We start from the raw sequence: 13,921 nt of genomic DNA on the forward strand, positions 1-13,921 counted from the left end.
CCCTGCCCGTTTGCGGTATTGCTCCGGCAGGACTGGGTGCCAACTGCCCCTCTCTCTGGCAGACCCTGCCTGGCGTTCCTGGGCGGCGGTAATCACATGGCCTTGATTGAGTTCGACACCCGCCATTACCCCCGGCTCGAGCGATCGGACGCGGCGCGCGAAACTTGCGCCGCCCTGGCCAACATGGCCCCCGATATTGCCGATGACGGCATGCTGCGCATGGCCATGCGAGTTCGCCTGCTGCCTGGCGTTTCCGTGGCCGCCGTCGAGTGCTCGCCGTTGGGCGTCCATCGCAGCGCCCGCCAGCTGGCAGATGGCAATGACGATGCGTTGTTGTTCTTGAACCCCGGCGGCCCAAAACAAACGGGCGGGGATGGGCGCTGGGTGGTGCGTCAGCGCGGGCTGGGGCTGCGGGGTGAAATGGCAAGCGCCAGTGGCGCGGGCTGCCTGGCCCTGAACGAGCGTGCGGGCGGCATTGACTTTCATGGCCACCCATCCAAATGACTGCTCGTCGCCTTTCCGCGCGAACGCCTGATGCCGCAGGTGGCAGACGTGGACCGCGCCCTGCGCGAGGGCTTGGTCAACACCCTGCCCCTGCGGCTGCTGGCCCGCCAAGCGCTGGAGCTGACCCGGCCCAGTGTCTCCAGCGATAGCAATGACGCCGAGCGCCTGCGTCTCAGCGATCAATTGCTCGACCTCGCAGCGCTGGCCTTGGGTGCCACGCCGCAGGCACAGCACCGCGCCAATGCGCGTGGTCTGCGCCAGGCAAGGCTCAAGGCGATCCAGGCCGATCTGCGTGTCCATGCCTGGCGCGGCGACCTGTCGCTGGAATGGGTCGCGGCGCGCCACGGTATTTCCGTCCGCTATGTGCGCGCCTTGTTCGAACAAGAGTGCACCTCCTTCAGCGACTACCTGCTGGAGCAACGCCTGCAACGCGCGTTCGAGCAGCTGGCCAGCCCTAGGTATGCGGGCTGCAAAGTCAGCGACATCGCATACGGCGCGGGCTTCAACAACCTCTCGTGGTTTTACCGCGCGTTCAAGCAACGCTTTTCGGCAGCGCCCAGCGATGTCCGACGGTTCCATGCGCAAGGGATGCAGGCATAAATCCGCCTGCGTTGCTCTGCGGGTTGGCAAAAGTGGCCTTCGCCGCGCGCATGGCTGAAAGAGCGCATGTGTGCCGCCGCCATCTGCGGTGCAGTGGCGGTCAGTGGAGATGTTTTACGTTGCATCCAACTAAAGTCTGCGGATCCCCTACCCTATGAGAGCTTTGCATGTATGCGCGCACAACCCCTTGCGGGGCACTGACACCCCTTGCCCTGTCGATGGTCCTGACCCTGACCGCCTGCGGTGGCGGTGGCGGCAGTGATGACGAGCAGGCAACAGACTTCCACCCCGGCGAAGTAGTCACCTTCTCCAAAACCACGCAAGACGGCAGCACGCAGGAGAGCCACTACCTGGTGCATGGCGTTACCGCCAATGGCGATTTGCGGGCGGACGAGACCGCCCCGGGTTTGACAGGTGTCTTGGTGGGACTGCCGCTGGAGGCGGCCGAGATTCCTCAGGACGCATCTCGGCTGACCCAGTTGCGCGATTTCTACAAGCAGCTGTGGCAGGGCATCGCCGAGCGGCGCAACGACGGATCGGACATCGCCGCTGAAATCGGCGCCTATGAAACCGACGTGGGCGCGCTGTATGACGACTACCGGCAGTCGGAATTTGCCAGCGTCAAGGATTACGTGGCGTTTTACGAACAGGTGGGCGAAAACCCGTACTTCGACGCACAGGAGTCAGTGGAAGAGGAATTGGTGCAATTTTTCTACCAGACCGGCTGGCGACAGGGCGCCTGGCTGCAGGCGCTGCAACGCCAGCAGTGGGATTGGCCGCGCTTTCTGCAGCTGATGGCGCAGCGCGGCCACACCTTCGACGGGTTGCTGAGTCAATATCGCTCCGGCACTAGTCGCAGCATGGAGGATTTCATTGCCCGCTACGTCAATTCGCCGCTGCTCAAAAAAGCGAACTTGCTGGCCAAAACCACTCCAGAAGGGGGAGGTTCGGTCTTTCACGTCGTCAATCCAACGTGGAAGTTTTGGGACAAAAGCTTTGAGCGCAGCATGGAGCGTGATTATTTTGGAATTTATCGGGCGCGCACTTATGCTTCCATTGTTTCTCCGCTCAACAAAAATCCGGATGATTATGAGCTTGGCAGTTGGAGCAAATATCTTTGTACAACTTATGTGCGCGTTCACGGCCGGGCCAACGTCATCAGCACTGAATTGATTTATATGATACGGCTTGGCATGTCCGTTCCGCATGTGCGCCATCCGGATGGCTGGGCTTATGGCCACTGGATACAAAAGATAGAGTTCTTACCCCATACCACTTCGGAGGGGGGAGGGATGGTGATGAGCAAAAATATTGTGGGCGTGGCCGAGATCAAAGACCTGGAAAATGTGGCAACAAACAACGATTGGGGTCCCAAACCCCGATTTAACATCGAAACCAGAGTGAGCATCCCGAGAATATTCAACACCAAAGTCTGGAAAACAATGCACGCCATTGACCTGAATACGCCCGAGATATGCACCACTGTTCGGGACTAATAGTCACGACCTGCATGGTGCCTGAAGCGCTGTCAGCGCTTTGCAGTATGTTTTCTGATGCACCCCTGCCTTCGGAGCAGACGACGCGCATGACCGCTGCTGGACTTCGGGCGCGAGCGTGCCAGGCTGAACATGCGCGATCACTCGCGGGGCCCTTGCTGGCACAGCGGCCCCAGCGCCAGCCGGCTTTCAAATCGGCGCAATTGGCCCGTCACCGGATCGTTGAACTCCAGTAACCGCGCTAGTAGTTGCAGCGGGTTGGAGTAATCGCCCTCAGGTGGGTCGTTCACTTCGGGATAAAACGCATCGCCACGCAGCGGCAGGCCCAGCGCGGCCATGTGCACGCGCAGTTGGTGGCGTTTGCCGGTGATGGGCTCCAGCCGGTAACGCGCCCAGCCACCCGCCTGCTCCAGCAGGTCGATCGTGCTGATGGCATTGGGTGGGCCCGGCACTTCGTGCATACGAAAGAAATGCCCGCTTTCTTCCAGGCGGCTGGCATGGGTGAGCGGAAAGCGCATGTCCACATGCCAGGGGGCCACGGCTTCATAAACCTTGCGCACCGCGCGGTCGCGAAACAGGGCCTGGTAGGCGCCACGGGTGGCGCGCTGCACTGAAAACAGCACCAGGCCTGCGGTGTCGCGGTCGATGCGGTGCACGGGCGATAGCTCGGGCAGGCCCAGTCGGCGCTTGAGGCGCACCAGAAGCGTCTGCTGCAAGTAGCGCCCGGCGGGCACCACGGGCAAAAAGTGCGGCTTGTCGGCCACGAGGATGTGCTCGTCCTGGTAGAGCACGGCTTCCTGGAACGGGATGGGCACCTCGGGGGGCAGTTCGCGGTAGTAGTAGTAGCGCAGCCCGGGCGTGAAGGGGCTGCGCGAAGTGGCGGGCGTGCCCAGCTCGTCAACCACTTCGCCCGCCTCCAGCCGACGCAGCCAGTCAGCGCGGGACACCGCAGGCAGACGCTGCGCCAGAAAGTCAATCAGCAAGCCCTGCCCCGCCGACGGCAGCACCACACAGCTGGGGTTGACGCCGTCGCGCATGGGCAGAACGCGGGGATCGTGCCTGTTGTGCATGGGGCCGCGATTTTAGGGACATCGCATGCCGCCCAGCGCAACTTGCGCTCAGCGTGATGCTGGCAACGTCACCTGCACGCACAGGCCCTGCCCTTGCGGCCGGATCAACTCCAGCACACCCCCTGCCCTGGCGGCCCGCTGGCGCATGCCCGCAAGGCCATGCCCCGCGCGGTGGCCGGAAGGCGGCGCCCCCGCCGGCACATCGGGCGTGTGCACGCCAGTGCCGTTGTCGGTCACTTGCAGCCTCCATGCGGCGCCCTGGCCGGTCTGGACTTGCTGCAGCCTGATGGACAGGGCCGTGGCGCCCGAATGCTGCAAAGCATTGCTGACCGCCTCCTGCACGATGGCGGTCAGTTCACGCGCGGCAGCGCCCTTGGGCATGCCTGTTTCGTCGGCGGGCATCACGTCCCAGTTCAGTGCGATGCCGCGATGGTCTAACGCGGGCTGGATGCGGTGGCGCAGGCGGGCGAGGCGGTCGGTCAGGCTGTCGTCATCGCCGTCCATAGAGTCCACCAGCAGCCGCAGGTCGAGCAGGCAATGCTCCAGCGCCTGGGCTAGCGGTTGCATGGCCGGATTGCGCACATCCACCAGCACCATGGCGCTGACCAGTTGCGAGCCGACTTGATCGTGCAGGTCGCGCGCGATGCGCTGGCGCTCGGCGATCAGCTCGGGGCTGGGGCGAACGCTGCGCCGGGGCCGCCACTGCAGCGCCCGGGGCAACTGCACCAGCAGCAGCACCCCCAGCACGACAGTCGTGACAAGGCTGAAGGTCTGCCAATGTTGCAAGGCCGCAGGGCTGAAATGCTCGGCGTAGAAGACCAGCAGCAAGCCCACCGCCATTTGCATCAGCCAAAGCGCCACACAGGCCAAGGCATATGCCGGGGGATGTGTGCGAAACATGGGGTTAGCAGGGTTCTAAGGGTCTATGGGTGTTGACAGGGCAAGCCCGTGCTGTGTGCGGCTGGATGCACAAGCGCAGCGCCACTCAGAACAGGCCGCGCAGCGACGCCAGTCGCACGGCCTGGGCGCGCGTGTGCACCTGGAGCTTGCGGTAGATGTTCTTGATATGCGTGTTCACCGTCAGGCTGCTGATGGACAGGCGGGAGGCGATCTCGACGCTGGTGTAGCCGCTGGCCACCAGGCGCAGTACCTCTTTTTCGCGTTGCGACAGGCGGTCTGGATCGGACTCTGCGTGCTCGTGTTCGTGCACCGATGGGGCGGCGTCGGCGCGAGCGGCTGGGGCGGCGTGCGTGTCAAAGCGCTGCAGCAATCGCCGCGCCAGGCTGGGGGTGATGGATGCACCGCCATTGGCCACCTCCAGCACCGCCTGGGGATAGTTGCCAAACCAGGAGTTCTTGAGCAGGTAACCCGATGCACCCAGCTCGAACGCGTGCAACACCTGGTCGTCGTTTTCCATGACGGAGATGATGATGGCCTGCGCCTGGGGCCTGATGGACTTCATGTATTCGATGAGCGCAAAGCCATCTCCGTCGCCGAGGTTGAGATCCACCAGCATTACGTCGAAATCGTGATTTTTGATGGCCTTGCGGCCTTCGCGCACGCTGCTAGCCTGCCCCACCAGCATGGTGCGCTTGTCGTTCATCAGCTCTTGGGCAATCACCAGCCGCATGTGCGAGTCGTCATCGATGAGCAGCACGCGCACAGGCTTGTCCAGCTGGCCCACCAGAAAATCCGGCCACATGGACGGCGGACTTTGGTGCATTGCAAATTGCCCGGAACCCGTGGGGTGGTTGGCGGCAGGCAGGGTGTCGGTGGCGGGGCCGGAACGGGTACCTTGGGTAAACAAACGCAGCATACGAATCTCCAAGCAGTGGCGTGTTTGTGAGAGCCCACCGCTTGCCTGTCAACGGTGCATGGTGCGTGTAAATCGTCGCCACATAAGCGTTGCAAGTTACACCCAAACACCCTGATTGACTGCCCATTTTTTTTCGAGTTACTTAATTCACAATCAGAAACATCAAGGGACGACATTCGGTGTCTGGTGCCAGGCGCCGCGGGCTAAGGGGGTCAGTGAAAATCCCGGCTGCCCTCCAGGGCTTGGGCCAGGCGCCCCAGCAGCGGCGTGAGGTCCTTGAAGCGCTGCCCGACCAGATGGCGCACGGCCGTGCTGGAGCCGGGCTTGCCAGCGCACTGCCACACGCCCTCAACGGCCAGCAGACGCGAGCGCAGCAGCGCACTGCGCCAACGCTCCAGCAGCGCGGGCCAGACGATGACGTTGACCGGGCCGGTCTCGTCTTCCAGCGTGACGAACATCGTGCCCTTGGCCGAACCCGGGCGCTGGCGCACGGTGACGATGCCACAGGCGCGCACGCGCCGCCCGTGCGGCACGGCGCGCAGTTGCAGCGCAGTAGAGATGTGAAACGGCTGCAGCCGCTCGCGCAGCAGGGCCAGCGGGTGGCGGCGCAGCGTCAGGCCGGTGGCGGCGTAGTCAAACAGGATTTCTTCGCCCTCTGGCGCTGCGGGCAGATCAACTCCCGCCTCGTGCAGCGGTACGTTTTGCAGCAGCGGCAGGGCATGCGCGCCGGATGCCAGCTGCGCGGCCGCGTCCCACATTTGCTGGCGGCGGTGACCTGACAGCGCACGCAGCGCGTCTGCGCCGGCCAGGGCCTGCATGTCTTGCCGGCCCAGCCGGGCGCGCAGCGCCAGGTCTTGGGCATTGGCAAAAGCGCCCTGCATGCGCGCCTGCACCAGCCGCCGGGCAGCAGCCAGCCCCAGGCCGGCCACCAGCCGCAGGCCCAGGCGTACGGCGGGTTGCGCCAGCCGCACGCCGCGCAGGGACTCCAGCGGAGCCTCCAGGGTGCAGTCCACATCGCTGACTGTCACGTCGATGGGCAGCACGCGCACGCCGTGGCGGCGCGCGTCCTGCACCAGTTGCGAGGGCGCATAAAAGCCCATCGGCTGGGAGTTGAGCAGCGCCGCCAGAAAGCATGCGGGCTCGTGTCGCTTGAACCAGCTGCTGGCGTAGGCCAGCAGCGCAAAGCTGTAGGCATGGCTTTCGGGAAAGCCATATTCGCCAAAGCCCAGGATCTGCTGGAACAGCCGGTCGGCAAATTCCGGCGGATAACCGTGCGCCAGCAGGCCGTCCTTGAAGGGCTGCTCGAAGCGGTGCACGCCGCCCTTGCGCTTCCAGGCGGCCATGGAGCGGCGCAGCTCGTCGGCCTGGCCCGCGCTGAACCCTGCGCCGTCCATGGCGATCTGCATCACCTGCTCCTGAAAGATGGGCACGCCCAGCGTGCGCTGCAGCGCCTTGGACAGTTGTGGGTATTCAAGCGGAAACGGCCCCCGGTGACCGGCGCGCGCCAGCTGGCGGCGGCGCTCGCGCGCGTGCAGGTAAGGGTGCACCATGCCACCCTGGATGGGCCCGGGCCGCACGATGGCCACCTGCACCACCAGGTCATAAAAGGTGCGCGGCTGCAGGCGCGGCAGCATGCTCATCTGCGCGCGGCTCTCGATCTGGAACACGCCCACGGTGTCGGCGCGGCAGATCATGTCGTAGGTGACCGGGTCTTCATGGGGAATGTCGGCCAGGCCCCAGTGCTCGCCGCGCAGTGCAGCGCGGGTATCCAGGCAGCGGCGCAGCGCGCTGAGCATGCCCAGCGCCAGTACATCCACCTTGAGCAGGCCCATGTCATCCAGATCGTCCTTGTCCCACTGGATGATGGAGCGCCCGCCCATGGCGGCGGGCTCCACGGGCACCAGCCGCGTGAGCTTGCCCTGCGTGAGCACAAAGCCGCCCACGTGCTGACTCAGGTGGCGCGGAAAGCCGCGCAGCTGGCGTGCCAGCTCCAGCCACAGCGCGGCGGTGTGGGCATCCAGAGGCTGGCCCAGGCTGGCCGCCAGCGCCTGCAGGTGATCGTGCGCCAGCACGTCGTCGAACCAGTGGTGGTCCTTGGCGAAGGCATCGACCAGCGGCGCGGCCACGCCCAGCGCCTTGCCCACGTCGCGCAGGGCGCTGCGCGTGCGGTAGGTGGTGACCACGGCGGCAATCGCAGCGCGGTCACGCCCGTATTTGCCGTAGATGTACTGGATGACGATCTCGCGCCGGTCGTGCTCGAAGTCCACGTCGATGTCGGGCGGTTCGCTGCGCTCGCGGCTGATGAAGCGCTCGAACAGCAGCTGTGAATGCGCCGGATCGACCGCCGTAATGCCCAGCACAAAGCACACCGCCGAATTGGCCGCCGAACCGCGCCCCTGGCACAAAATGCCCTGGCTGCGCGCATAGCGCACGATGTCGTGCACCGTCAAAAAGTACATCTCGTAGCCGCATTCGTGGATCAGCGCCAGCTCTTTGTCGATCTGCGCGGCCACGGCCGCGGGCACACCTTGCGGGTAGCGGGCCTGCGCGCCCTGCCAGGTAAGCCAGGCCAGCGTTTGCTGCGCCGTCATGCCGGGCAGCACGGTCTCGAGTGGATAGCGGTACTTGATCTCGTCCAGGCTGAAGCTGCAGCGCGCCGCCACGTCCAGTGTGGCAGACAGCAGTGCGGGCGGGTACAGGCCGGCCAGCCGGCTGCGCGGGCGCAGGCGCTTTTCGGCGTGGGGCTGCAGCGCAAAGCCGCAGTCGGCCACGCTGCGGCCCAGGCGCACGGCGGTGATCACATCCTGCAACGGCTTGGCCGCGCGCGAGTGCATGTGCACGTCGCCCGCGGCCACCAGCGGCAGGCCCAGTTGCGCGCCAATCTGCGTCAGCGTGCGCAGCCACAGGCCGTCGTCGGGCGCAGTGTGCAGCTCGACCGCCAGCCAGCAGTTAGAGCCAAATTGGCCTCTAGCCCTTTTAATACAAGCGCTAACAGCTATCAAATCAGAAGCATCAGGAAAGGCCTCGCGCCGCGGTGCGAGCAGCACCTCGCAGCCTTGCAGCCGCGCCCAGGGCGATTGTGCATCCACGCGGTAGCTGCCCTTGTCCGCGCGCTGGCGGGCGGCGGTGATGAACTCGCACAGATCGCCCCAGCCCTGCACGTCGCGCGCCAGGGCCACGATGCGCAGGTCGTCCCAGCAAAACTCGCTGCCCACAATGAGCGGCAGGCCCACCGCCTGCGCGGCGCCGTGGGCACGCACCACGCCGGCGACGGAGCATTCGTCGGTCAGCGCCAGGGCGCTGTAACCCAGCTGATGCGCGCGCTGCACCAGCTCTTGCGGGTGCGAGGCGCCGCGCTGGAAGCTGAAGTTGCTTAAAGCGTGCAGCTCTGCGTAGGCGGGCAGGGTCATCCGTACACCCCCTGCAGAAACCAGCCGCCGGTGGCGCGGTCGCGGAACACCCAGACATGGCCCGCCACGCCGTTGTGCGCCACAAAGTAGTCGCGCAGCGCCAGGCCGTGCGCGTCGCTGTCATCGCCCTGCACTGCCGTCTCCCACCAGCCGGCCTCCACGCGCTGCGGGCCGGCCAGCAAGCTCAGGGGACGGCCGTGCAGGCAAGGCCGGCTGCCTTGCAGGGCCAGCGGCTGCGGCGGACGCACCAGCCAGGGCGGCATCAGGGGCGCTGGTGCGGCGGGGCTGCACTGTGATTGCGTTTGCGGCGGTGGCGCTATCGCGGGGTGCCAGCGCTGCATGCGCTCTGGGCGATGGTCAGCGTGCAGCTGTGGCACCTGCACGCTGGCAGCGCCCAGCCGGGCCGTGAGGCGTTCGACCAACTGGTGCCAGGACTCGCCCTGCGCGCTGTCCGAGCACTTGCCCTGCCCGGGTGGCAGCAGGCTGTCACTGGCCTGGGGCAGTGGCGCCGTCTGCAGGCTGCGCAGGGCCAGGCGGTTCACCGGCGCGGCCAGGCGCTGCTGCGCCAGGTGTTCGGCCAGCAGGCGGCGCAGGTGGGTCGTGCCCTGCAAGGGCTCGGCCGTGCGCAGCTGCAGGCTTTGCCAGGGGGACAAGTCCACGCCGTCGATGCGGCGCAGGTCGTGGCGCCAGGCAAGCTCCAGCGCCAGCACGCCCTGGTGGCGCGCGCGCAGCCAGCCCTGCAGGGCATCCAGCAGGCGCTGTGCGGCCCACAGCAGCGCGGGGGCGGCTTCGACCAGCGCAGGCAGTTCCAACTCCAGCGCAAACTGCTCGGGCAACGTGATCCAGTCCAGGGTGTGCGGCGCATCGCCCCAGGCGCGGTCCAGTGCCGCCAGCGTGTCGGCACCAAAGCGCCGCGCCACACCGGCGCGCGGCAAAGCGCGCAGCGCCCCCCAGGTGCGGCAGCCCAGGTGCTGCAGCGCAGCAGCATGCGGGCGCAAGGCCGTCAAGGTGGCAATGGGCAAGTCGTGCGGTAGCCGCTGCGGATAGGGTTGGCTTGATTGCTGTAATCGCAGCAGAGCCAGGGCCTGCAGGGCCGTGGGGCCGGTGGCCCAGGCGAGGTTCTGGGTCTGGGGGTGATCCTGAACGCCGTCGCCCTGCGGCATGCCCGGCGCCTGGCTGCGCAGCAAGTCCTGCAGCGCGGCGCGCCCGCCCCATAGGCGCTCGGTGCTGCCCACCTCCAGCAGCAGCGCCTCGTCCAGCAGCGCCACGCGCGGCGTGAAGCGCAGCGCCCACCAGCCCTGGGCGGCAGGCGGCACGCCGGGCGCCGGATCAATGGGCGGCAAGCGCCAGGCAAGCCAGTGCATCGCTTACCTCTTGTGGTGTGCGGGCGCTCATGCCCCAGGCCGCTGCCTGTGCTTGCTGGCGCCGCTGCGCCTGGGCCTGCAGCGTGGCGGCCAGCAGCGGCCCGCGCGCAGGCACGGCCACCGGGTGCGCCAGGGGCAGGCCGCGGCGCTTGAAGATGTGCACCAGCAGCATGTCACCCTGGGCCTGCAGCCACAGGCGCAAAGGCGCGGGCGATGCCTGCTGGCGCGCACGCTCGGGCCGCACGACCCACAGCAGCTGGCGGTGCCGTGCAGCCGCCAGCTGCAGCCGGCGCAGCGAGGGCGTGCCCACCTGCGGCAGCCAGGCCAGCACGGCGCACACGTCGCGGCAAGCCAATGCCTGCTCGCAGGCCCAGGCTGCAGCCATATCTGCGGCCATCTTTGCGCCCGGGCCTGCGGGGCGAACACTGCACACCCGCTGCACGGGCACACCTGCCGCCTGCAGCGCGGGCATGAAGGGCTCGAGCGGCGGCGCCACCAGCACGGCGCGGCCGGGCTTGGCGGCAAGCAGGGCAGACAGGGCGGGCAGCACCAGCGTCCATTCGTGGCGCGCGTGGGGTGCCAGCAGCAGCTCGCTCATGCTGCCCAGCGGCCAGCCGCCACCGGGCAGCTGCGCATCCAGCAGCGCATGCCCCGTGGCCAGCGCAGGCGCCTGTGCCTGGGCTTGCGCCCACGCCCCGCCCTGCCAGACACCGGGCAGCGTGGTGATGAATGAAGGAAAAGGTGCACCCATACGTACCCTCCACAAATACTGTTTTAATATACAGTGTTTGCAGAGGGTGCGCTGGGTTCAGTCCGAGATCTGCCGCGCCGAGCAGGCGTCGCGCCAGCGCAGCACGGCGATGTCGCCGGCATCCGCGCTATCTTGCAGCTTCGGCCAGAGGCTTTGGGTGCTGTTCATGATGTTTTGCAGCTGCCACAGTGCCTCGCGCCCCAGCAGGGCAAGCTCGGCCAGGCCTTGGGCGTCGCCTTGCAGGTGCCGCAGCGCCTCTGTCTGCTGCAGGGGGTGTGACCCCGCCTCGACCAGCGATTTTTGCAACGCAGCCAGCCGCTGGCCCACGTAGGCGCAAGCCCGCCCGGAGTCTTGCTCCAGCGATGCCGGGGGGATGCTGGCGCTGGCACTGTCCCAGTCGCCAAAGGCCGCGGACAGCTGCGCAATGATGCGCTCCACATCGTCTTGCGTCACTTGCACGTCGGTCTGAACGGCACGGATTTGCAGCAAGGGCAACAAATGAGCGATCGGGCCCGTGGGGTACCTGCGATGGTTGAGCCGCAGCGTCAGCGACAGGCGCTGGGCTGCGGCCTCGTTGGCGTATTTTTCAAAGAAAGCCGCCGCCACTTCGGCCATCAGCAGAATCTGCCCCATGGGTGAGATCTGGTCACCCGTCAGGCCGCGTGGGTAGCCGCTGCCATCCATGCATTCGTGGTGCTCCAGCACTGCCCGCTCCACCGAGCGGGGATAAACGTTCTGCGCCTGGATGAGCAGCATGGCCGTGACGGCATGTGCAACAAGCTGCTTGCGCCCTACACCAGTCACCTTGTGGGTCGGGTCGTGCCAGACCGGGTCCATGTGCAGCACACCAATGTCGTGCAGCAATGCCGCTGTGGCCAAAGGCACGCATTCGCGGTCGCTCCAGCCGCTTTTGATGCCCAGATAGACAGCTACCAGCATCACGCGCACGCTGTGCGCAAACAGGGCGGGATGCTGCTCGCGCATGACCGTAAGCTTGAACGCCAGTCCGGACGGCAGCAGTATTGAACGCACGGGGGCCAGCAGCCTCTCGGCGGTCATGTCTTCCAGCGTATGCACCAGCAGGTAAGGCAGGGTGTCGTTTTCGCACTGCGCGTCGGCCAGCTGCACTATGGACTGCACGCTGACCATGTCGTCCATGGTCAGGTGATCGTCGATATTGCCGCGCAGCTTGTGCTTGACCAGGCGGTCATAGAGCTTGCTGTCCAGGCGCACCCCCTTGTCCAGCAACTTGATGCCCCGGTCGGTGAACAGGGCCTCCTGCGTCACCACGTTGCTGCGGTCGGCCATCTCGGTGATGACACGCAAATAATGGCGGTTATCGCCGGTTGCCACGTCGGCCGCTACAAGATGAAGGTCAGGGGAATTCATTCGGATCGGGCAAGCTGTTAACAAATGTCAATAGCGAATATACGGTGCTTTGCCCGCTGCAAACTGACAAAAAAGCCGGGGCATGCCCCGGCTTCAAAATCTCCATGCACCACCCTGTATGCCTGGGGTGGCCTGCGCACGTCAGCACATCAACGAATGAGCGTCACACCCGTGTTGGACTGGATTTCGTCAAAGCTCACGCCTGGCGCCAGTTCGACCAACTTCAGCCCTTGGGGGGTGACGTCCATCACGCCCAGGTCGGTGATGATGCGGTTGACCACGCCCACGCCGGTCAGCGGCAAGGTGCATTGGGGCAGTATCTTCAGGTCGGTGGTGCCGTCTTTTTTGCGTGCGACATGCTCCATGAGCACGATCACGCGCTTGACGCCGGCCACCAGGTCCATGGCACCGCCCATGCCTTTGACCATCTTGCCCGGAATCATCCAGTTGGCCAGGTCGCCCTTCTCGCTGACCTGCATGGCGCCCAGGATGGACAGGTTGATCTTGCCGCCGCGGATCATGGCGAACGACTGATCCGAGCCAAAGATGGACGAGCCCGCGATGGTGGTCACCGTCTGCTTGCCGGCGTTGATGAGGTCGGCGTCCACCTTGTCCTCGGTCGGGAACGGGCCGATGCCCAGCATGCCGTTTTCAGACTGCAGCCACACTTCCTTGTCGCCGGTGAAGTTGGCCACCAGCGTGGGAATGCCGATGCCCAGGTTCACGTAGAAGCCATCTTGCAATTCTTGCGCCGCGCGGGCGGCCATCTGGTCTTGGGTCCACGGCATGGTCAGGCTCCTTGCTTTTCGGTGATGGTGCGCTTTTCGATGCGCTTTTCGGGGTTCGGGTTGTGCACGATGCGGTGCACGTAGATGCCGGGCAGGTGGATCTGGTCGGGGTCCAGGGCGCCGGTCTCCACCACCTCCTCCACCTCGACGATGCAAATCTTGCCCGCGGTGGCTGCTGCAGGATTGAAGTTGCGCGCCGTCAGTCGGAACTGCAGGTTGCCCGACTTGTCGGCCCGGTGCGCCTTGACCAGAGACACTTCGGGCACCAGCGAGCGCTCCATCACGTAGGTCTCGCCGTCAAACTCGCGCAGCTCCTTGCCCTCGGCCACGACGGTGCCAACGCCGGTCTTGGTGAAAAAGGCCGGGATGCCCGCGCCGCCAGCGCGCAGCTTCTCGGCCAGCGTGCCCTGGGGGGTGAACTCCAGCTCCAGCTCGCCCGCCAGGTACTGGCGCTCGAACTCCTTGTTCTCGCCCACGTACGAGCTGATCATCTTCTTGATCTGGCGCGTCTCCAGCAACTTGCCCAAGCCGAAGCCGTCAACGCCAGCGTTGTTGGAAATCACGGTGAGATCCTTCACGCCACTATCGCGCAGCGCATCGATCAAGGCCTCCGGTATGCCGCACAGGCCGAAACCACCAACGGCCAACAACTGACCATCGGCCACGACGCCCTTGAGCGCCTCGGCCGCCGAGGGGAAAAGCTTGTTCACTGCTGTCTCCTGGTTTGCAAAAT

12 protein-coding genes are annotated in these 13,921 nt (G+C 65.8%); 2 read left to right on the top strand and 10 right to left on the bottom strand.

The window, feature by feature from the left end; translation table 11 throughout:
- Positions 1 to 486: hypothetical protein (locus tag AB7E35_RS10250; protein WP_428167495.1), on the bottom strand; the 486-nt coding region annotated here is incomplete at its 3' end.
- A gap of 48 nt (positions 487 to 534) precedes the next feature.
- On the opposite strand from AB7E35_RS10250, the gene AB7E35_RS10255 reads away from it, so the two are divergent.
- Entirely contained in the window at positions 535 to 1,104 is a 570-nt protein-coding gene (locus AB7E35_RS10255) for a helix-turn-helix transcriptional regulator (protein WP_428163570.1), read from the top strand.
- Between the two features lie 218 nt (positions 1,105 to 1,322).
- Positions 1,323 to 2,600 (top strand): hypothetical protein, encoded by a 1,278-nt coding sequence (locus AB7E35_RS10260; protein ID WP_428163571.1) that lies wholly within the window; start codon positions 1,323 to 1,325, stop codon positions 2,598 to 2,600.
- 140 nt (positions 2,601 to 2,740) lie between these two features.
- On the opposite strand, the gene AB7E35_RS10265 is transcribed toward AB7E35_RS10260, so the two are convergent.
- The 9 genes from AB7E35_RS10265 to AB7E35_RS10305 all read right to left on the bottom strand — a co-directional run bounded on the left by AB7E35_RS10265 (position 2,741) and on the right by AB7E35_RS10305 (position 13,898).
- Positions 2,741 to 3,670, bottom strand: a complete 930-nt coding sequence (locus AB7E35_RS10265) for a pseudouridine synthase (protein ID WP_428163572.1) — start codon at positions 3,668 to 3,670, stop codon at positions 2,741 to 2,743.
- A gap of 48 nt (positions 3,671 to 3,718) precedes the next feature.
- Complete coding sequence (locus AB7E35_RS10270) at positions 3,719 to 4,570, bottom strand: sensor histidine kinase (RefSeq protein ID WP_428167496.1); 852 nt, start codon at positions 4,568 to 4,570, stop codon at positions 3,719 to 3,721.
- An 85-nt stretch (positions 4,571 to 4,655) separates the two neighbouring features.
- A complete protein-coding gene (locus tag AB7E35_RS10275) occupies positions 4,656 to 5,393 on the bottom strand; it encodes a LuxR C-terminal-related transcriptional regulator (protein ID WP_428163603.1) in 738 nt (245 codons plus the stop codon).
- Positions 5,394 to 5,698: 305 nt separating this feature from the next.
- Positions 5,699 to 8,896 (bottom strand): error-prone DNA polymerase, encoded by a 3,198-nt coding sequence (locus AB7E35_RS10280; RefSeq protein ID WP_428163574.1) that lies wholly within the window; start codon positions 8,894 to 8,896, stop codon positions 5,699 to 5,701.
- Complete coding sequence (locus tag AB7E35_RS10285; RefSeq protein WP_428167497.1) at positions 8,893 to 10,260, bottom strand: DNA polymerase Y family protein; 1,368 nt, start codon at positions 10,258 to 10,260, stop codon at positions 8,893 to 8,895. Before AB7E35_RS10285 ends, AB7E35_RS10280 begins: the two co-directional genes overlap by 4 nt.
- Positions 10,226 to 11,011 carry a translesion DNA synthesis-associated protein ImuA gene (gene imuA / locus AB7E35_RS10290; protein WP_428167498.1) on the bottom strand — a complete coding sequence of 262 codons (786 nt, stop codon included), beginning with the start codon at positions 11,009 to 11,011 and terminating at the stop codon, positions 10,226 to 10,228. The genes AB7E35_RS10285 and imuA overlap by 35 nt, the downstream gene beginning before the upstream one ends.
- 57 nt (positions 11,012 to 11,068) lie before the next feature.
- Complete coding sequence (locus AB7E35_RS10295; RefSeq protein ID WP_428163577.1) at positions 11,069 to 12,400, bottom strand: HD-GYP domain-containing protein; 1,332 nt, start codon at positions 12,398 to 12,400, stop codon at positions 11,069 to 11,071.
- Positions 12,401 to 12,549: 149 nt separating this feature from the next.
- On the bottom strand, positions 12,550 to 13,188 hold the full coding sequence (locus AB7E35_RS10300; protein ID WP_428163578.1) for a 3-oxoacid CoA-transferase subunit B: 639 nt from the start codon (positions 13,186 to 13,188) through the stop codon (positions 12,550 to 12,552).
- A gap of 2 nt (positions 13,189 to 13,190) precedes the next feature.
- Complete coding sequence (locus AB7E35_RS10305; protein WP_428163579.1) at positions 13,191 to 13,898, bottom strand: CoA transferase subunit A; 708 nt, start codon at positions 13,896 to 13,898, stop codon at positions 13,191 to 13,193.
- Positions 13,899 to 13,921: the final 23 nt, after the last annotated feature.

Origin of the sequence: Diaphorobacter sp., assembly GCF_050251835.1 — a bacterium.
Lineage (GTDB): Bacteria > Pseudomonadota > Gammaproteobacteria > Burkholderiales > Burkholderiaceae_C > JBFXIE01.

Bases quoted from the DNA above. Each gene is read 5' to 3' on its own strand.
- AB7E35_RS10255 (WP_428163570.1), top strand. From the start codon at position 535: ATGCCGCAGGTGGCAGACGTGGACCGCGCCCTGCGCGAGGGCTTGGTC.
- AB7E35_RS10260 (WP_428163571.1), top strand. From the start codon at position 1,323: ATGGTCCTGACCCTGACCGCCTGCGGTGGCGGTGGCGGCAGTGATGAC.
- AB7E35_RS10265 (WP_428163572.1), bottom strand. From the start codon at position 3,670: ATGCACAACAGGCACGATCCCCGCGTTCTGCCCATGCGCGACGGCGTC.
- AB7E35_RS10270 (WP_428167496.1), bottom strand. From the start codon at position 4,570: ATGTTTCGCACACATCCCCCGGCATATGCCTTGGCCTGTGTGGCGCTT.
- AB7E35_RS10275 (WP_428163603.1), bottom strand. From the start codon at position 5,393: ATGCACCAAAGTCCGCCGTCCATGTGGCCGGATTTTCTGGTGGGCCAG.
- AB7E35_RS10280 (WP_428163574.1), bottom strand. From the start codon at position 8,896: ATGACCCTGCCCGCCTACGCAGAGCTGCACGCTTTAAGCAACTTCAGC.
- AB7E35_RS10285 (WP_428167497.1), bottom strand. From the start codon at position 10,260: ATGCACTGGCTTGCCTGGCGCTTGCCGCCCATTGATCCGGCGCCCGGC.
- imuA (WP_428167498.1), bottom strand. From the start codon at position 11,011: ATGGGTGCACCTTTTCCTTCATTCATCACCACGCTGCCCGGTGTCTGG.
- AB7E35_RS10295 (WP_428163577.1), bottom strand. From the start codon at position 12,400: ATGAATTCCCCTGACCTTCATCTTGTAGCGGCCGACGTGGCAACCGGC.
- AB7E35_RS10300 (WP_428163578.1), bottom strand. From the start codon at position 13,188: ATGCCGTGGACCCAAGACCAGATGGCCGCCCGCGCGGCGCAAGAATTG.